The 20,401-nt window shown below is 41.4% G+C and carries 17 protein-coding genes; 5 read left to right on the top strand and 12 right to left on the bottom strand.

Translation table 11 applies throughout. From position 1 onward, the window contains the following. From C5749_RS06395 to C5749_RS06410, 4 genes are all read right to left on the bottom strand, one after another. Positions 1–921, bottom strand: coding sequence for a DUF6268 family outer membrane beta-barrel protein (locus tag C5749_RS06395; protein WP_105724061.1), 921 nt, complete (start codon positions 919–921; stop codon positions 1–3). 73 nt (positions 922–994) lie between these two features. Then, positions 995–1,615 carry a porin family protein gene (locus C5749_RS06400; RefSeq protein WP_105724062.1) on the bottom strand — a complete coding sequence of 207 codons (621 nt, stop codon included), beginning with the start codon at positions 1,613–1,615 and terminating at the stop codon, positions 995–997. 138 nt (positions 1,616–1,753) lie between these two features. After that, on the bottom strand, positions 1,754–2,509 hold the full coding sequence (locus C5749_RS06405; protein WP_105724064.1) for a LytR/AlgR family response regulator transcription factor: 756 nt from the start codon (positions 2,507–2,509) through the stop codon (positions 1,754–1,756). Next, the gene (locus C5749_RS06410) at positions 2,506–3,432 is read right to left on the bottom strand and encodes a sensor histidine kinase (RefSeq protein ID WP_245893643.1); all 927 of its coding nucleotides are present in this window, start codon (positions 3,430–3,432) and stop codon (positions 2,506–2,508) included. Before C5749_RS06410 ends, C5749_RS06405 begins: the two co-directional genes overlap by 4 nt. Positions 3,433–4,025: 593 nt before the next feature. Here C5749_RS06410 and C5749_RS06415 point away from each other — a divergent pair. The 3 genes from C5749_RS06415 to C5749_RS06425 are packed head-to-tail and all read left to right on the top strand — an operon-like array spanning position 4,026 to position 5,550. Continuing rightward, positions 4,026–4,397 (top strand): MauE/DoxX family redox-associated membrane protein, encoded by a 372-nt coding sequence (locus C5749_RS06415; protein ID WP_105725279.1) that lies wholly within the window; start codon positions 4,026–4,028, stop codon positions 4,395–4,397. A gap of 11 nt (positions 4,398–4,408) precedes the next feature. Then, the gene (locus C5749_RS06420) at positions 4,409–4,858 is read left to right on the top strand and encodes an SRPBCC family protein (RefSeq protein WP_105724071.1); all 450 of its coding nucleotides are present in this window, start codon (positions 4,409–4,411) and stop codon (positions 4,856–4,858) included. A gap of 47 nt (positions 4,859–4,905) precedes the next feature. Beyond that, on the top strand, positions 4,906–5,550 hold the full coding sequence (locus C5749_RS06425) for a DinB family protein (RefSeq protein WP_105724073.1): 645 nt from the start codon (positions 4,906–4,908) through the stop codon (positions 5,548–5,550). A 317-nt stretch (positions 5,551–5,867) separates the two neighbouring features. Here C5749_RS06425 and C5749_RS06430 read toward each other — a convergent pair whose 3' ends face one another. From C5749_RS06430 to C5749_RS06465, 8 genes are all read right to left on the bottom strand, one after another. Continuing rightward, a complete protein-coding gene (locus C5749_RS06430) occupies positions 5,868–8,405 on the bottom strand; it encodes a tetratricopeptide repeat protein (protein WP_105724076.1) in 2,538 nt (845 codons plus the stop codon). A 224-nt stretch (positions 8,406–8,629) separates the two neighbouring features. Beyond that, positions 8,630–8,824, bottom strand: coding sequence for a hypothetical protein (locus C5749_RS06435; protein WP_105724078.1), 195 nt, complete (start codon positions 8,822–8,824; stop codon positions 8,630–8,632). A gap of 74 nt (positions 8,825–8,898) precedes the next feature. Next, the gene (locus C5749_RS06440) at positions 8,899–10,770 is read right to left on the bottom strand and encodes a RagB/SusD family nutrient uptake outer membrane protein (protein WP_105724079.1); all 1,872 of its coding nucleotides are present in this window, start codon (positions 10,768–10,770) and stop codon (positions 8,899–8,901) included. Positions 10,771–10,782: 12 nt separating this feature from the next. Continuing rightward, positions 10,783–14,238 (bottom strand): SusC/RagA family TonB-linked outer membrane protein, encoded by a 3,456-nt coding sequence (locus tag C5749_RS06445; RefSeq protein WP_105724080.1) that lies wholly within the window; start codon positions 14,236–14,238, stop codon positions 10,783–10,785. Positions 14,239–14,378: 140 nt separating this feature from the next. Then, the gene (locus C5749_RS06450; RefSeq protein WP_105724081.1) at positions 14,379–15,452 is read right to left on the bottom strand and encodes a FecR family protein; all 1,074 of its coding nucleotides are present in this window, start codon (positions 15,450–15,452) and stop codon (positions 14,379–14,381) included. A 61-nt stretch (positions 15,453–15,513) separates the two neighbouring features. Continuing rightward, on the bottom strand, positions 15,514–16,065 hold the full coding sequence (locus C5749_RS06455; RefSeq protein WP_105724083.1) for a sigma-70 family RNA polymerase sigma factor: 552 nt from the start codon (positions 16,063–16,065) through the stop codon (positions 15,514–15,516). Positions 16,066–16,203: 138 nt separating this feature from the next. Then, complete coding sequence (locus C5749_RS06460) at positions 16,204–16,614, bottom strand: nuclear transport factor 2 family protein (protein WP_105724085.1); 411 nt, start codon at positions 16,612–16,614, stop codon at positions 16,204–16,206. An 11-nt stretch (positions 16,615–16,625) separates the two neighbouring features. Beyond that, a complete protein-coding gene (locus C5749_RS06465) occupies positions 16,626–17,150 on the bottom strand; it encodes a TetR/AcrR family transcriptional regulator (RefSeq protein ID WP_105724087.1) in 525 nt (174 codons plus the stop codon). Positions 17,151–17,524: 374 nt separating this feature from the next. On the opposite strand from C5749_RS06465, the gene C5749_RS06470 reads away from it, so the two are divergent. Then, a complete protein-coding gene (locus C5749_RS06470) occupies positions 17,525–19,018 on the top strand; it encodes a gluconokinase (protein ID WP_105724089.1) in 1,494 nt (497 codons plus the stop codon). 26 nt (positions 19,019–19,044) lie between these two features. After that, a complete protein-coding gene (locus C5749_RS06475; RefSeq protein WP_219847910.1) occupies positions 19,045–20,355 on the top strand; it encodes a gluconate:H+ symporter in 1,311 nt (436 codons plus the stop codon). Positions 20,356–20,401: the final 46 nt, after the last annotated feature.

Below are 20,401 nucleotides of genomic sequence, written 5' to 3' on the forward strand. Positions count from 1 at the left end.
TTAAAATTTCATTTTTAAACCGATGGACGCATACGGAGAGACTGAAAAATGATAGTCATTGTCGCCTGCAAACACCCCTTTTAAGGTTCTGTCGCTGTATGACGCAGGGCGGTATAGATTCAGTCCCGCCATACCAGTGATAGATAATCCTTTTTTGCCAAGCTTTACTTCAGGACGAAATCCTGTAACGATATATTGATGGGAGAATATCACATCTTTACCGTTTTTGTTCAATAAGGCTACCTGTCCGTTCATTTCAAGGGCATATGATAATTTGAACCTTTCGTTGAAACCATAACCTACCGACACGTCCAAGCCCTCAACAAGCTCAATATTTACATCGTATTTTCCATCACGCCTCCAATTGATGTAGACGGCAGGAAATACCATTGGATAACCCAGGGAACTGTTTATAGCCAGACCGCCTCCGATATCAAGATTGGTATTTAGATGACGTATAAAAACAATCCCCCCGCTTCCAAGAACATGTTTGAAGCTGATTTTGGAAAAGTCGGTAGAGGACGTAAATATCCCCATTCCGACACTTGCCCTGATCGACCATCTGTCGTTCAGCGGACGTAAATGATAAACGCCCAACTGTAAGTTCATGATTTCGGACACCATGTATTCTGAAAAGTTTTGGTTTTTCAACGAAACGTACGCCCCCCCAAAACCAATTCCCCACGCGGTAGGTCGATTGTTATCATTTAACTTCCGGGATAAGGGCATACTGAACGTTCCCTGATAAACCATGGCCGAGCCTCCCGCATCACCAATTTTTTCCCTTGGCTTCTCGCCAGGAGGTAAATAATAGTATCCGGAATTTCCGATGTACGCTGTCTTTAAGGACACTTGCTGTGCTTTTGCTCCCAGACATGAAAGTATAACCAATGTTGCTAAGAATAATGATATGGACTTCACGATTTTAAAATGTATGTATACTTATTTGCTGTTTAAACTTCGATATGCCATTGGCTTGATAACTGCGTTATTTTTAGAATTTGTAGGCTAATCCGACGGACGCAGCGTGGTTTTTCATTGAGCCGCCTTTACCTTTGTGCAGATCTGCAAGACCAAATTGATAACTTGCGTTTATTTGCCAATTTTTATCAAAGTCGTAGCCGATAATACCTCCGACACCGTAGTCAAAACGGTTTACTGTAGGTCTGCCTGCTTCGTTATTATTTTTAAACAGATTTACACCATTGGACTTTGTACTGATGCCATAGCCGACATACGGGCCTGCTCCAATAAAGGCTTTTCCACTACCCAATTCTCCCTGCACAATCCCATAAATTGGCATCTCGATGCCAAAAGATTTGATTTTATTGGATATTCTATCTGTTGTGGATTCCAGCTTAGAAGTCCTGTAATAAACATCGATACCGGACTGTAGCGCAAAGTTTTGGCTTATGTCGTATTTGACAAAACCGCCAACAGAACCGCCTATACTCATGTTACTGTTGAAGCTCTTCATATTACCTTTTAGCCTATAATTGGAAAGGCTTGTTCCGGCTTTGAAACCGACCGACACGGGATTGTCCTGTGCTGATAATTGAGAGGAGAAAACCACTGAGGCTGTTGCGAAGATGAATGCTAATACGTTCTTTTTCATTGTTCTAAGATTTTAATGTTGTTTTTAAATTCTGAACAAAAGAACGATGAACGGTGCAGTTAAGAAATCTCTAAGCGATAGACTTTAGATTCTACTTGATAAAATGCAATATACGGGGGATGGATTTTTCTACATCAGCTATTGTACAATACCGTCCATCCATTTTAGAAAATCCGGTACGCGTACACGACTTACCAAAACCGTATGTGGGCATTCCGGCGAAAAGGAAAGTTTCAGACGGCTGTTAAAGTATTTTGCAACATTTTCAATAGCTTTGACATTCCCGATGCAATTACGCGACACACGGAAAAACAAACGGTTATCAAGCTGTTGGTCCAGCTGGTCTAACGTATAATTAATAATATATCTTCTATCGTTGAATGTATGGAGGAAGACGACCCCCTCTTCACTATAGAAATGGGCAATATCTTTGGTTTCGATATAATGATAGTTTTCCCCTTTGGATATCAGGAAACGGTTTTTGGTCTTAAGCGATAATAGTTGCTCAAAATTCTTCGAATTGCTTTTATAAGATCGGTTATGAAAGATGTTCTCAAATTTGGTCAATGCTTTCTCTAGTTCACTTTCGTCAAATGGTTTTAATAGATAATCAATACTGTTCAGCTTAAACGCCTTGATAGCATGTTCATCGTATGCGGTCGTAAATATAACGGGTGTGATAACCTCGACATGGTTAAATATTTCGAAGCAGTTGCCGTCTGCAAGGCGGATATCCATAAGAATAAGATCAACAGCGGATTCTTTGAGAAATCCAATGGTATCTATAACCGTTTTCGTTTGTTTCTCCAACAAATAATCTGGACGTAATTTCATCATCATACGTTTCAGTTCTTCGTATGCGAACCGCTCATCTTCTACTATCAGGTACTTCATGACTGTATATAGGGAATTTTTACAATAAACATTTGCTCGTTACGCTCAACCGTAACTTCTTTCGCATAGATTTTATAATGCTTGGTAATGTATTTTAACCCAATTCCACCTTTATCTGCACTGCCTGACGGCTGGATATTGTTTTCGACCGTAATGTATTCGTTATCAATATTAATTGTGATATTTAATGTCGATTCTTCAGTTGCGGTATTGTGCTTGAATGCGTTCTCTATGAGCAGTTGAAGGGTAAGGGGGATTATTTTATTCTGTTCGCTGGACGATATTCGATTTACCGTGAAAGTAAATGAGTTTTCAAACCTCATCCGCATCAGGAATATATACGAATCCAGCGCATTCAATTCTTCCGCAACGGACACTGTCGGTTGTTGCGTGAGGGATAGTACGTACCGATAGGTTTTTGAAAGGGCTTTCGTAAACTTATTGGCATTTTCCTGATTTATATATATCAGAGAAGACAACACATTCAGGGAATTAAACAGGAAATGCGGATTTATTTGTGATCTCAGCGTTTCGTGCTGAAATAGGAGAACCTTACGTTTGGCCTTCTCGGAATCTGCTATGGCTTTTTGTTCAGACTGGAAATAATGGATCAACTCAAATACTAACAGAATAGGGATATTTGTTGACATAGCAAAAGCAAACTTAACAAGGAAAGTGGGCAGTCCCTCTTGCGGAATGAGAAATACATCATATATCAGAAAATTAAATATCCACAATAATGTCAGGCATATCAATGTTATACCCACAATATCTGCCACAATGCGCAAAAATATATTCTTAGAATAAGGCAGGTATTTATTTAAAAATAGTAATAGGCGGTAATCTGCTATACACATCGCAAAGATTACCACATAGTGAGCCGATAACTGCTTATGAAAATTAGTCCATAAATCTTCTTTCATCAAAATAATACTAAACAGCATCTGGCACAAAGCATATATCAGCGTAGAAAAGAAAAAGATGACCAGTCGCTTTAGATTTATTTTTTTTATTTGAACCATTCTTCAAAAATAAAATTTCCATGTAAGATTTATTGAAAAGTGCTCTTACTTTCCGATGAAGTTCATTATTTAGGAGATGAATTTTATGTGCCGGCTGTTATTCGTCTTGTACGAGGTGCTGTAGAACGTAAGTTCCTGGACTGTCCATTCTAAGGTGTAGAACGCATGACGGACTATTTGAGACAAGATTCCCCCACAGTCCCGATTATATTATGATGAAGAGGTGTAAATGGTAAGTAAGATGGTTCTTCGCCAATTTTGATTTAGCGATTATATGATAGGCGGTTCTAAATTTCTTGATAACCTCCAAATATATGCAAAAAAAACAACCCGATCAAGAGAAACTTAGTTTATATTTGTTCTATAAATCGTTCACTTCAATAGTAAAAATTATGGGTTAAAACATTATTGTTGGTTTGAAATCTATGTCAAGGATATAGAATATACCAGAAATGAACACTTCGAAATGTTTTCAATACGTTAAAAAAATTATTATGAAAATCATCAAATTTATTCTCTGTTTGTTATTTGGAATACTGTTCGTGAATGCGGGACTTGACAAATTCTTACACTATATGCCCATCCCCGAAATGGATGCTGAAATTATAAAAATTGGCGAAGCTATGATGACAATTAAATGGATTATTCCATTAACGGGATTCATTGAAATTGTCGGTGGAATTCTATTTATTTTTCCCAAAACAAGAGCCTTGGGTGCAATTGTCATCTTACCGGTAATGGTCGGAATCGTCATTCATAATATTATTTTTATGCCCAGCGGACTAATCATGGCAGGTATATTGTTCCTCATTAATTTATGGGCTATATACGACAACCGTGAAAAATATAGATTGTTAATTTCATAAAATAAAACAAAATGAAAAAGCTACAGTACAAAACAAACATCAAAGCTCCTAAAGAGGTGGTATATGAAAAAATGCTAGGGAGAGCCACCTATAAACAATGGACCTCGGAGTTCAACCCTACTTCTGATTTTGAGGGTGGGTGGAACAAGGGTGATAAAATCCGGTTTATTGGTATTTCCGAAGAAGGAAAAAAAGAAGGAATGCTTGCCCAAATAGCAGAAAACATCCCAAACGAATACGTATCTATACGTCACTATGGGCTTGTGGACGGAAACAACGAAATCACCGAAGGGCCGGCAGTCGAGGCCTGGACACCGTCGTTTGAAAACTATACATTTTCGGAAAACGGGGGTATCACGACGGTGGTCGTCGAGGTGGATACCAATGAAGAATACTTCGAATATTTCAACGAAGCATGGCCCAAAGCGCTCAATAAGTTAAAAGAAATCTCAGAGCAATAAGGAAAAAATATTCGCAAGTTTAAACAAAAACCTAAAAAAACAAAGTAATGAAAATAATAGCATTTATAGCGGCAGTAATCTTGTTATACGGTTGCAATGGGCAACAGCAAAAATCGAACACGGACACTTCGCAGCACAGCGAAACGACCAGCGCGTCAGACGATAAACAACGTATCAAAGATTATTTTGATGAAACCTACCAAGACATCATACAAACAACGCAAGGCCTCACCGAGGAGCAGCTGAACTTCAAGGCTTCACCCGAAAAATGGTCGGTTTTGGAATGTGTGGAACACATTGTCATTACAGAACCGATGTTGTTTGCAGGGGTAAAAGAAGCAATGGAAAATCCGGCCACACCTGAGAAAAGAAGCGAAATCAAGTTGAGTGACGACGAAATCCCCGCCATGTTGACTAACAGAGATTATAAAGCCACAGCTCCGGCTGAAATGACTCCTGTGGGAAAATATAAAGATGTAGCTTCGGCCCTATCGGATCTTGAGGAACAGCGCAACATGATTTTTGCCAATTTGGAGAACTACTCGATCGATGATATGCGCAGTCGTGTGATAGAAGCCCCCTTTGGCAGTATTGACGCTTATCAATTTATGTTATTTATCCCCGGACATGCTGCTCGGCACACCTTACAGATGGAAGAAGTGAAAGCCGACTCGAATTTCCCAAGTAAGTAGGGTGATAATAGTCTTGCTCTACTCTCGCAAGTTTTTCTTAGTTGCGCTCTCCATCAACCGGCGGATCGGTTAGCGCAACTATACCCATTCCGAAAGAAATAGAAAACATGTTCCTTTATACCATCGAAATATACTCATAAAACGATCATGTCATTTTGAATTTAACATACATCCTCCTTGATGAATTTTCTTCAATCGCTGAAAACTTTGTCTTTATAATTTCTTCTATTACTCCTGAAAATTCAAACTCCCCATATACTCTATTTATATCTTTCGATATCTGTCATGGTAAGCTTCAAAAAGGGATTAATATAAAGTTATTTAACGTTCAATTTCTGTAAACGTCTTTTCGCTGAAGGAATGACATCATCATCTCCTTCATAATTTTCAATCACACTTTGTAACGTACTCTTCGCCTGGAGACTATTGCCTTTAACAGCATAGGTATCTGCAAGTAGAAGGAAGCTCTTGGCCACCCAGTAATCATGTGCCGCCATATTGTTGATCACATCAAAGGCTGTTTCTTGAGCCTTGTCGTACTCCTTGTTTTCATACTGCAGTTGTCCCACGCGATACCGTGCTTCTGCGCCGACCGCCGTTTGACTCTTCAGCGCGGCCAGATTCAGCTCCTTCGTGGCAGACTCCATATTGCCTTCCTGCAGCAAGGCTCGCCCACTATATAAGTGTGCCTTGGCAATTTCCTCCTTAGATGACTTATCGTAACTCTTTACTAACTTCGCATACTTGACCGTCTGTTCCAAATCACCGAGTTCGAAATAACAAATCATCAGGTTGGTTACCGCATAGCTATAGTTAGCTTTATATGCTGAGTTGAGCTCCAGCTTTTTGAGATGCACAATAGCCTCGTTGTATTCCTTTAGGTCCAGGTATAACGCTGCCGCTGTCAGCAGGGTACTCTCCGTATACTTGCTCGTCCAGTCGTTCAGGATGATGTTCAGGTCGTGCAGCGCTTCATTCGGGTGCCCGGTATGGTACAGACTCACCCCACGGATGTAACGGGCATGTTTTTCTTGTCTGGGTTTCGGAAATTTATCAAAATACGCATTGATCGCTTCCACTGCCGGTCCGTATTCCCCCCTTGCAAACAGGGAATGGGCTACTTGGAAAGCCAGGTTATCCTGCTCCGCGGTGCTCAGATTACTGATATTGGTGCTGGTCGCGTAACGAATATAGCTCGAAGCATCCCCCTGATCTAGGTAAATGTTTTCAATGGAACGCAGGGCTTGTCCTGCTTCATCGGTTGCGGCGTATTGCTCGACTACCTTCTGGAAGGTGGCTTTCGCCGCTTCGGTCTCACCTTTATTGTACTGGACGAGACCGATGGTCATCAACGCGCGGGGAACGTAGCTGCTACGGGGGTACTGCGCTATCATCCGCTGCAGCCCTTCAATAGCGGCATCGTAATCTCCGGTAGTGAAATATGTGTACGGGATCTCAAAGGCAACGTCATCCGCATAGTTCGAACCCGGAAATTGTTCCACAACGGATCGCAGGATGCTGAGCTTGGTTTCATTGTCGCCCTGCAACCCAAAGATAACACCTCGTTGGAACAACGCATAGTCTTGATTGGGAGCTTTGCTGTTGATCAGCTGGTCATAGTATCGGTTGGCTCGGTTGTAATTGCGCATGGACAAATATGAATCGCCCAAACGTGCGATCACGTCATGACGTACACTTTCCTCCATTGAACTTCCATCCATAGCCAAAAAGCGTTCAAAATAGTCTGCCGCTGTGCCAAAGCTGTTATTGCGGAACGCCGCATAAGCTAGTCCGTAATTTGCATAATTGTATACTTCGGTGTTTCGCGCGGCGGGCAACCGAAGGAACCGGGAGAAGTTCTCCACCGCTTCCTTGTATTTGCGCACTTCATACATCGCCTCGGCTTTCCAATACGTGGCCAACGCCGCCATTTCTACATCAATCGGGAATTTTTCCGACCTCATGAACATGGATATGCTGTTTTCGAAAGCGCGCTCGTTATAAAACTCCAACGCGCGATAGTACGTTGCTTTTTGATAGGTTGCATTGCCTTCCTCCCCCCTGTTGCTCATCGATTCCAGCATACTTACTCCTGCGTGGAAGTTACTCGTACCTAATAAAACTTCTGCCGATAGTGTCTCCACACTTTCTTGTTTTTGGGCACCAGGATCACTATCCGCATATTCCTGAGCGATATATTCGCGGAGGACCTCCTGGGCGACCTGGGCGGAATCTAACTCGTACAAGATTTTGGCATAGTTAAACAACGCATCCACTTTCAATACCGGATCGAGATCCAGTCTCGTCGCTTTGAGAAATGCATCTCGTGCACGTTGCTTATCACCGGTTTCCAAGGCAATATGGCCTAAAGTAATTAGTGAACCTTGATAAAAGGCATCCGAAGTTTCCAACTTCTCCAAAATAGAGGTCGCTCTGGGGTATTCGCCTGCCCGGTAGGCCAGATAGCTGATCCGATAATTGTCGATATTGTCGCGTGAAGCGTTCGGATTCCGTTTCAGTAATTCATCGTTATAAGCTTGTTTATATCGGTTTCTTGCAAGATATGTGGCGGTGGCGATCTTGCGCAGCTCTATCTCAATTGCTTCCCGGTTGATACGCATATCCGGGCTCCGGCGGACCTTTACGGCATCGGCCAGCATCGGCCGGTAGTCACGCACGACATCAATGGAATCCATAATTGTAGCTTGCCTTTCGTGCCGTTGCTCACTAGGTTGTTGTTTCTCTTTCTGCTGTTTCTCCTCTTGCTGCGCATACCCCGTAACCAGCAAAACTGAAAAGACCCCGGTAAGCAGGTATTTCAAGTATTTATAGCCAATGCTTTCTTTCAATATCATTGTTCGTCCGTATTTCTGAGTTTTTCCAAACGTTCCTTTGCCGAGGAGATAATATTGTAATATTTCTCTAACTAGCTATAGCCAAAACTAAAGAATTCCAACCACAATTATGTAAATCGTCAGGAAAAAATTGGACGCTAAAAGGTATTTTACATACATATCCGTCACGTTTACACCATTTAAAACTCGTTAAGCGTTGGGTAGAAATTAATAAGTACTTGTAATTATTTAGTCTGATAGGTTTGTTGATAAAATCCTAACTCTGGCTTATTATTCTTGAGCTCAATCAATCCAGCCGAAGGTACTTGCTTTCCTCTAACGGAGGTACTGCATGTACCTGTGTTTAGCAAAGCTACCCAAATATTTAACTCCTTTCTGCCGCGAATCTTCTGTTGCGGCTTGCTTTTCGCTAGCTTCATCGTCTCATTTAATATAAAAGAGGAGGGCAAAATTGTTTTGCCCTCCTCTTTTATATTATTTCCTATCCTTTATCTTAATATCCCGGATTTTGTTCTAGCTCCGTATTCCGGTTTATTTCATCACGATGAAACGAGGTAAAATACATTTTATCATTCCAGGTTCTATTTTCGATCCCTGGGTCAATCGTATTTACGGTATAACTATAGTTGTAATTTTCTTTGTCGTATTTGTATACTGACACTTGCCTTCCTGGTTTCAATTTCCCTTCTATCCTAATAATTGTTGCTTTCCTCCCTAAGGTTTCAGGTGCAATCATCCACCGTCTAGCGTCAAAGTAACGATGTTCTTCGTAAGCAAGTTCTACTCTTCTTTCGTTACGATAACGTTGCTTTAAAGCTTCTCCTGCATCCTCGATGGCTGGCATCCCCACGCGGTATCGAATTTTGTTAAGCCACAATCTTGCTTCGGCCTCTTCACCTAATTCAATACATGCCTCCACATAATTGAGCACGGCCTCTGTATACCGCAACAAAGGCCAAGGGATACTTTGGCGCGTATTCTGATCCTCAATGGCGGGGTCGGAATCTATAAACTTACGATAATAGTATCCCGTATAGGAGCCGTTCCAATCTTCTATGGGACTGTTCCGTGTGTCTAGTCCGTGCTGGACTCTCTTGGTTCCCGAGCCGTCACCAATCTCGTATTGGCCTGTTTGTATTTGATTATAAGGATCGCGGCCTTTTACATCATCGGTACGCGGTTTCCAGTCTGCTCCGTCGTATAGGATGGATGCATAAAGACGAGGGTCCCTATTTTCGTAGGGAGCTGTTCTGTGTACCGCGTTTCCCCAGTTAAATTTACTTCCGTCGATCATCTCATAATCGTCCACCAACAATTGCGTCGGCGTATTCCCTGCCCAGTTGTGGTAACCATTTGGTCCGTTATCACGACCTACCCATCCTCCAGCTTCATCTTTTAAATCAATAAAGAATCGTCCTAAAATGAGGTCGTTCTTACCTTCGGCATCAGCCACTTTGCTGCCTCCCCCCATTGCTATCGCGATATAATTCTCCCTTCCATCTTCCGGGGTTTCTGGCTCTGCCAAATCCAATTTATACTGATATTCCGTATACGCAACGACTGCTTTACTTGCCTCTTTGGCTCGCTGCCAACGTTCTGTTCTATCGCCACTAGTATAGCCAATATATTCGGGTGTTTTATAGCCATTGATCAGCGATGATCTAGATTTTGCTGTTGCATTATCATACAGATCACTAGCAGCATACGTTAGTACGCGGGCCTTCAACGCTAAAGCCGCCACTTCGTTGGCTCTGCCGTCAACCCTCACGACACCATCCAGAAGAAGCGCTGCTGAGTCGCAATCACCTACAATGAACTCCACACATTCTTCAAAGGTACTTCTTTCCATCGTATAGCCTTCCGATCCCAATTGATATACAAAATCTACAATAGGTACAGCCCCATATTGACGTAGAAGTTGTTGGTAAAAATAAGCTCTTAAGAAATATGTTTCCCCTAGCAATTGGTTTACCAAATCAGGGTCGTCAAACTGCGGTTCCAGTAGGTTGGCAATCGCGATATTCGTTGCCCGAATCCTCGTATACATCAAATCGAACCGATAAGTCTCCAAGATATATCCCTGATTGGCATCGTTGGTCCGCGCTTCCGTCACTGTATTGATGTCTCTACCGGGGTGGGTAAACAACGCTTCATCTGTTAGGGAAGCCATTTGCTGTTCGAAAAAGCCGCCTACACCAAACCCATTATAAATTTCAAATATGAAAGCCTCAGCCAAAGCCCCATCGGCCCATACAAGGTCTTCAGGAACTTCTTCCAACGGTTGCGTACTCACAAAATCATCGTTACAAGACAGGAATACCATGCTTGTCAACACTATATATATACTATTTTTAATCTTCTTCATATTATCGATTTTTTAAAATGAAACCATAACCCCGGCGTTAATCAATCTCGCTTGTGGATAATACTGTCCAAGCTCACTGGTTGCTTCTGGGTCCAAGACCTTAATCTTGCTCCAAGTCAATAGGTTAAAGCCACTCACATACACGCGTAGATTGCTTATTCTCGCCCGCTCTAACAACTTTGCCGGAAGGTTATAACCGAATTCTACGTTTTTCAACCGAAGGTAATTCGTGCTTCGTAACCAGTACGTATTGTTATACGAATAATATTGATCACTTCGGTCGGTAATTCTTGGGTGCTTGTCGCTCGGATTGTCGACCGTCCACCTATTTTCATAAAAATCCAGCAAATAATTACCGATAGCCCCTGACTCGTCCGTCCCGACACGTAACTCGCCACCAGTAGCTCCCTGAAAAAGTACACTCAAGTCAAAATCGCCGTAGGTCAAACCTAAGTTTATACCTCCTTGAAATCTAGGATCTGTATTTCTGTCTCTACGCACCCGGTCATTTGGTGTTATCTTACCGTCGTTGTCATAATCGACATACTTCATATCTCCCGGGCGCAAATTCCCGGTTATATCACCGTAATCGATCGTATTTGCATCGATATCTGCCTGATCTTTAAACACGCCATCATACAAGTAATACAACTCAGCATTGATAGCTGCTCCTGTACTTTTTTGCCAATCGGGGGCTCCTGGTGCTTCATCCCAAAATATAATTTTATTTCTTGAATACCCACCATTTACGGATACTCGATAGCCCAATTTACCAATCTGATCCTGCCAGCCGACATTAAATTCCCATCCAGCGTTATCTACTTTCCCTAAGTTTTCAGCTGGTAATGTCATACCGGTACTCTGGGGAATCGAAGCGTTTCTCCGCCATAATATGCTGTTACGGCTATTTTTGAAAACATCGAATTCTGCATTCATCTTCCCACCGAAAAACTGCATATCCAACCCTAGATTGTAGTTGTTTGCCACTTCCCATGTGATGAAATTGTTCGGAACACGCGTTTCATAGAGAGATTTCACCAGGTCTCCACCAATAATATAGGTACCAAAGGCGTAGGTGGAGAAATATTGATATTCTTGTAAGGCGTCGTCGTAATAAATATTATCGTTACCCATTTGCCCATAAGATGCACGCAGCTTCATATAGTTGATAAACGGAATATTGTCTTTCCAAAAGTTCTCTTCCGACAACAGGTAGCCCACCATGGCCCCCGGGAAGAAGCCATAGCGCCTATTTTCAGGAAACATATAGGAGCCATCATAACGCCACAAAAACTCTGCGATATATTTACTTTTATAATTATAACCGACACGGCCAAAATAGTTTAAACGGGCCCTTTCCCATGCCCCTCCGTCATTGTCCTTTTCGAGTTCTCCTCCAGCAAACAGATAGTCTATGTTTTGCGAAATAAAATAACGTCTAAATGCACTGAAGTTATCGTTGCGAATCGTTTCCCTATTCATACCGGCCAACAAATTGATAGTATGATCGCCGATCGATTTATCGTAGCTCAAAACAGCGCCAAGCAAGATATTTGTTTGGTCTTCATCACTTTGTGTTAGATTAGGATCGGCAGGACCCCGTCTACCAGGCTCCAACTTAGGGGTTACGCCGTCTTCTTCATATGCACCCTGCCAGGTATACAAATACCAAGGAATCGACCATGTTTTTTGCTTTTTACCATATTTGTCGATAGAAGCGGTCAGAGATAATTTCAAGCCTTCTATCCATGGATTGGTAATGTCCACCTGTCCATTGGTCTGTACATAATACCGCTTATCACGATCATAGCCGGTCTGATCTGTCGTAATGACCACGGGGTTTTCTCCGTGTTCGATATCCGGCCCCGGTAAACCATTTGGCCAATAAGCGGGCATCGTTGGGTTACCACGCATCAACATGCGAAAGATCGTGCTAGCACCTTTCGTTGGAAAATTTCTATTTTCCTGGCGCCCTAACACACCAAATTGTGTTTTGATATAGGGATTGATATCTGCGTCCAGGTTAATCCTAAAATCGTACTGTTTATATCCTGTTGCCGATTTTTTATAGTATCCATCCTGATTCTGAAAACCAAGAGACATCAGATAACGCATGTTTTCTGACCCACCATCAATCTGCAGATTGTGTCTGCTTTGAGGTGCCCAGTTTTTTAATGTAGCATTATACCAATCTGTATTGGGATACCCCCAAGGATCACTACCATTTCTAAACAATTCCCGTTCATCGGGCGAGAACGGAGCTTCAACACGGTTACCGTTTGCTCGTTCGTAGAAGCCACTTGTATTAAATCCATGCGAGGCATCGCTCCACTCATCTACAGGCAATTTAAATATTTCTAGCTCATTTCTCAATTCAGCATATTGAACAGCATCGGTCAATTTAGGAATAACGGTAGGTTGCGAATATCCTTGGTTAAAGCTATATGACAGTTTTGGTTTACCAGAACTTCCCCGCTTGGTGGTCACCAATATCACGCCATTTGCTGCGCGAGCACCGTAAATAGCGGCAGAAGCATCTTTCAAAACAGATATGTTATCAATATCGGCAGGATTTAATCGTTCAAACCCTCCCTGCCTGGCAGGTATACCATCAATTACAATTAGTGGACCACTATCGCCTAGTGTATTGGTTCCTCTGATTTTTATAGTTGATCCGTCGTACCCCGGCTCTGCACTGCCATTTGTCGCGACAACCCCGGGCACTCTTCCAGCAATAGCATTAGAAACGTTTAATGCCGGGGACTTTACCAGCTCCTCTCCCTTAATAGCTACCACAGAACCGGTAATTGTTTCTCGCTTCTGTGTGCCGTAGCCTACGACGACGACCTCGTCCAGCTGTGCCTGATCTTCTTGCAAGACAATATTCATCGAACTTTGTTGATAGGCAATTTCCTGTGTGAGATATCCGATATAGGTAAATTGAAGAATAGCATTTTCATTCTCCACTTCCAAAGAAAATTTCCCTTCCGCATCCGACAACGTAGCCCGGTCAGTGCCAACTTGTGCAATCGAAACATTGGGTAGTGGCTCGTTGTTTCTATCTCTAATTATTCCAAATGCTGTTAGCTTTTGACTTTTCTGTTTCGCTCTAAGTATAATACGTTGCTTTCCTACATATTCAACAATAAGGCCCTCACGATCTAATATAGGCAACAATAGATCTTTCCAATGTATATCCCTAGCATCAATGTTTTTTACCTTAATATCTTCAATCAGGTTATCGTTATAAATAAAAGAAATCTCCGTTTGCTCCTCGATAGAGAGCAACAAGCTTTTCAGTTTGACATGACTAAAACGTATGGAAACGGTTTCTTGGGCAATAGACTCATGTGCCAGCAAGCCGGAAGAAAAACAGACGATAAATAATACAACTAACTTTAACAATAACAACCACTTAAGGTAATGAGAAATACGCACATGTATTTTAGCATGCGAAGTTATTTTCATACTTTTGTTTTTTAAAATTTAATCAATTGAGCATCTAACTTCCTACGGCCGGATGCTCACGGTTAACAAGTTTTAGGGGTATATCTTTACGAAAAAGGTATACCCTATTTTTTATTTAGATGTGTTTAGGTCATATGCTTCTACTTTATATAAATGATACCATTATTAATGTTATAGCTAAATTTTACTCCTGTTTTCTGTAATAAGTCAAGCACCTGCTCGCAGGATCTTTCTTGGAACACACCTGTAAACAATTGTCTGTTTAAGTTTTCATTTTCTACAACAATTGTTTTATTATACCAACGTTCCATTTTTTTCACCGCTTCTGTTAAGGAGTCGCCATTAAACACCAGTTTATTTTCGACCCACATTGTCTCCAGCGCATTGTTCTTATCGACCACATTTTTTTTATAATCTACAAGCCCCTCGATATCATTCTCTTTTAATTCTGCGGTCACCGCTCCCATAATCTTCTTGTCAAACTGACGGTTACGGTTTAAAACTTCTACTTTATCGCCAGGGCTCAACATATAATTACTTTGTTTATTTCCCTTCTCCACGTGTAGATTCACTTTTCCCTCGATCAGCGAAGTCGCTATTTTTTCTTCTTCTGGATACGCCCTAACATTAAATACTGTTCCCAACACTTTAATCTCGGTATCCAAAGCATTCAAATATAGTGGCAGGGCTTTATTTTTCGCAACAGAGAAGTAACCTTCGCCCTCCAGCATCAATATACGGTGCTCCTTCCCATATCCTTTTTTAACTCTTAAAAGACTTTCACTATTCAACCATATTTCGGTACCGTCACTCATCCGAAAGAATTTTCGTTCGCCCCTTTCAGTCGACATTTCTAACCATTCCTGTTGTGATTCCAAAGGAAAGTACGGTTTACCAATGATCACCCAAAAGGTAATAGCCAAACAGACAACACAGGAGGCGGCAATAAGATAGCGGTTTTTCCAAAAAATCGATTGCGCTTTTTCGGGATACGATGTTTGACGTATATCATTCGGTTTTGTTTTTTCATAGATAATCTCAGCCTCCAAACGCTCTCCGGTTTCGTGGTCGCGTTTATCAAGGTATTGTAGCAAAAGCTTCTTTTTTTCGTCGGTCTCTGCCAATACAAAAAGAGTATCTCTTTCCGCTGGAGATAGCGTGCCCTCCAATAACCTCTTTAACAGTTCCAAATAATATTGTTCGTCTGTGGACATGGATAGCTTTTAGTCTACATTTATACAGACACGACAAATCCATAAAATCCCCAATACAATTTTATTTTTTTTTCTTAAGTGCACACCAGAGCTTCTGGATGGCTATTTGAATATGCCGATCCACGGTATTGATGGAGATGCCCATCATCTGGGCCGCATCTTTATAGGAATAGTTTTCGTCTTTTACGAGCCGGAAGACCTGTTGGGTTTTTGTCGGAAGTTTTGCTATAGCATGCTCAATCTCCATCACATTTTCATTTGAAATAAAAATGTCTTCCGGATTTAGGTGATCCAAAAATTGATAATCAGCCAACTCTTCATGCCCCACATACTCCGCCTGTCGAATACGGAGATAGTTTAAACACTTGTTCTTAATTGCCCGTAGTAGATAGAGTTCTATAGAGGTTACATGCAATAAATCGGACCCGAGATGCCACATTTTCCACATCACCTCAGACGCGATGTCCTCCGCGATAAATTTATCTTTTACGTAAAACCTGGCATAGCTCTCTAACACCTTAAAATTGGCTACAAAAAACAATTTGAAGACCTCTTGCCTACGTTCTATAGCTATTTTTCTCTTATTATCCTCACTTAACGGTTTAAAATACATGGCTGCGTAATGCTACTGTAATTCGCAAAATAACAAATATATTACAATCTGCATATACAAAAAAGGAAATAATGGGAAAACGTCAGATGAAATCGAAACTAATACAAGTAATATAGCTAAGCTTTTTTCTATGTTTTTTTATAAGTACCTATCGACCTCCTTTATTTCAACGTCATTGATACTTGCATACCGTTTTCTCATTAGACCATTTTCGTCAAACTCCCAATTTTCATTACCATAGGCTCTAAACCATGTTCCGTCTTTATTCCTATATTCGTATTCAAACCGAACAGCAATTCTGTTGTCAGTATGTGCCCAGTACTCTTTTTTGAGTTTGTAATCTAATTCTTTTTCCCATTTCTCGGTCAAAAATCTCACAATTTCTTCCCGACCATTAATAAACAGGTTTCGATTTCGCCATTCACTGTCAATGGTATAAGCCATTGATACCTTTTCGGGATTTTTGGTATTCCAGGCATCTTCCGCCATTTGGACTTTTTGTTTTGCCGTCGCCAAAGTAAATGGAGGTAAAGGTTGTTTCTGTTCCATAGTTCTAAGATTTAAATTAAACTGTTCGTGATTTTTTTTGATTTCTCGACCAGCTCATTTGATTTAAAGAGCTGGCTTTCTATAATTGAACTTTCAAATAATAGATAGATATGAGCGGACAACAATTCCTCTCCGAGCTCTTTTTCAAAAAATTTTCTAAGATCGTTTTTGTGTCTTTGTATAACAGAAAGTATAGCGCCTTGTTCTTGTGATATTTCCGACAAAATGTTCAAAAAACTACAGCCCCTATAATCTTCCTTTTCGTTCATATAAACAATGAAATCAAACGCGTTCAATATTCTCTCCTTGGTGTTTTTCGCTGCTGAAATGTGTGCCATTAATTCGGAAAACCAATATTCGTGTCTTGCATTTAGAAACGCAATACATAATTCGTCTTTTGATTTAAAGTGTTGATAGAAGCTCGCTTTAGCCACGTTCGCTTCGCTGATAATCTGATTTATTCCAGTGCTATTGTAGCCTTGTTGGTGAAACAGAATAGAAGCGGCGTCAATAATTCTTTCTCTCGGGGCATTCATGTTTAATATCTTTTATGAAAGCAAATATATAGAACTAAAACAATACAGACAAGTCTGTCTACACCATGTACATACAGTATGTGCACAATTAGAAAAGCACGTTGAGAATTTGATGTGATTGTTGATGGAATTGTCGACCCTTGGCTACAAAACGATCCAATGGCAGAAACATTTAGATACTATTGAATTATGCTTTATCTTTGGATTTTAAGCTGAAGTAAGACTGAAGAGTTAAAGCACATAGAAAATTCCGTATTCCATGCGCTAGGGTAGCTATGATTTATTTACGTTATATCTATAGCAACATGTGCGAAAGCACAAGTGGAGGCAACATTTGGGTTCTTAGACTAGGTACTCCTTTAAGATAAAAAAATATGATAATTGGTTTAGATATTGGTACATCATCTACAAAAGCTATCGCATTTGACCATGCGGGTATGATCATTACGCAATATAGCGTAGCATATCCTATTTTAATCCCCCAAACTGGTTATTATGAACAAGATCCCCTACAGATCTACGAGGCTTGCGTACGCGCAGTTTCGGAGGTCATGGATGCTTTGAAAAATTATACACAAGAACATCGCTTAGAAGGGATAGCCGTGAGCAGTGCTATGCATGGACTTATCGCCATGGATAAGAAAGGGAATCATCTTACAAATTGTATTATTTGGGCGGATACGCGTAGTCAAGATATTGCGGATAAGTTAAGAGGAACTTCCGCAGGACATAACCTCTTCCGACAAACAGGTACTCCCATCCATCCTATGTCTCCACTGTGCAAATTAATTTGGATGAATAAGCATATGCCGAACACCTTTAAAGAAACACATAAGTTTATTGGCGTAAAAGAATATATCTTTTTCAAATTATTCGGTACCTACGTTGTAGATTATTCTATTGCTTCCGCTACGGGATTATTAGATATTCATACGCTCCATTGGAGTGGATTAGCGTTATTGGAGGCTGGAATAACAGATGAACATCTATCCTCATTAGTTTCTGTTGATCACATAATTAAAGTGGAGGATGAGGCGATGGCACAGCGGTGGAAAATTCCCGTAGGAACACCCTTTGTAATCGGTGCTAGCGATGGATGTCTTGCTAATTTGGGTGTCGGCGCAACCAAGCCGGGTATAGCCTCTCTGACAGTAGGAACCAGTGGTGCTATACGCGTAGTGACGGATCAATCCAATACGGATACTAAAGAACGTGTTTTTAGTTACATCCTTCGCCCTGGTGAATTTGTGGTAGGTGGCGCCATCAACAATGCCGGAGTCGTCCGAAGCTGGTTTCAAGATCAGTTTATGTCTGAACTTTCCCGATCACCTTTGGGTGCTGACCGCTCCGCTTTATTTGATGACGAAGTCAGGTCCGTCGCGCCTGGTTCGGATGGACTAATCTTTCTACCTTATCTTACGGGAGAGCGTGCTCCATATTGGGATGCAAAGGCAAAAGGTCTTTATTTTGGAATTCAGCTACAACACCGTAGGGCACACTTTGCACGCGCGATGATTGAAGGGATGCTATTTGCGCTATATAGCGTTGGAATTGCTCTGGAAGAAACGACACAACCTATAGAAACTATTTATGCGAGTGGCGGTCTGGCACGTTCGGTGCTCTGGGTTCAAATGCTTGCCGACGTATTTAATAAGCCCGTGCTTGTAAAAGAGAATGTAGAAAGTTCGGCATGGGGAGCAGCTATCATAGGAATGGATGCACTTGGCATACATGGGGCATACTTATCGACCCATACGGCCGATACCTACAGTACACGATATCTCCCAGACGAGAATAACCATCACGTTTACATGGAGAACTTCAAGAGATTTGAACGTCTCTACCTTAAGTTGAAGGAAGAATTTTAACCTCTAATACTTGTATTATGCCCTTAATGATTGTATTGTGTGGAATAATTTTACTGCTATTATTAATAACGGTAGTAAAGCTCAATTCAATAATTTCTTTATTGATTACATCGATGGCGGTTGGTTTCGCTATGGGAATGGACGGGATGTCCATTATGAAGTCTGTCGAAGTCGGCGTGAGTAGCACCATGGGCCAGTTGGCATTGATACTTGCCTTTGGCGCAATTTTAGGAAGGCTGCTCGCTGATGGCGGAGCAGCTCAGCAGATAACCGACGTTTTGACGAGGGTGTTTGGTGTCCGAAATCTCCCATGGGCAATGGTATTAACGGGATTCATTGTAGGAATCCCGCTCTTTTATAACGTGGGCTTTATTGTGTTAGTTCCGTTTGTTTTTATGGTATGTCGATCAAATAAACTTCCTTTGCTTTATGTGGGTATCCCCTTGCTTGCGGCACTATCTGTCACACATGGCTACCTGCCACCGCACCCGGGAGCCACAGCTATTGCGATTATATTTCAGGCAGATATTGGGTTAACGATGATTTATGGAATGGTTGTCGCCGTACCGGCTATTATTATAAGTGGTCCACTTTTCGGACGCTTCTTGAAATCGATACCCACCAATCCTCCTGAAGAACTATTTGCGCCTAAATCCGAACTCCATACATCTTCTCCTGGATTTGCAGTAAGTATTCTCACTGGACTGTTCCCTGTCTTTCTCATCGCATTGGGATCATTTGGATCTATGTTTCTACCCGAAAGTTCTCGTATTCTATATGTCGTACAGTTCCTTGGGGATCCAGTATTTGCTTTACTTTTAGCGGCTCTATTGGCTATGTATACAATGGGAATAAGACAAGGCAAGAGTTTGAAGCAGCAGGCTGCGAGCATTGAAGATGCCCTACGGGGTGTGACCATGATACTGTTTATTATCGGGGCATCAGGTGTGTTTAAGCAAGTGCTTGTGGATAGTGGCCTAGCCATATATATTACTGAAATCACCGCTGACCTTACCTTGTCGCCATTAGTTTTGGCTTGGGCAATTGCCGCTATTATACGATTGGCTATTGGATCGGCTACTGTCGCTGGGCTCACGACTGCGGGGATTATGTTACCGATTCTAGAATCTTCACACAGTAGTCCGGAACTTATGGTGCTGGCTACTGGTGCAGGAAGCCTCATGTTTTCGCATGTAAACGATACCGGTTTCTGGATGTTTAAAGAGTACTTTGGTCTGAGTATACGGCATACTTTCCTATCGTGGTCCATTATGGAAACATTGGTTTCTGTTATTGGCTTATTTGGCGTTTTACTACTGAACTTGTTTGTTCGATAGGTTAAACTCAAAAAAGCAGAACAGAGATTTTTAATTGTGAAAACTG

Source organism: Sphingobacterium gobiense, from assembly GCF_002980575.1.
Taxonomy (GTDB): Bacteria; Bacteroidota; Bacteroidia; order Sphingobacteriales; family Sphingobacteriaceae; genus Sphingobacterium; species Sphingobacterium gobiense.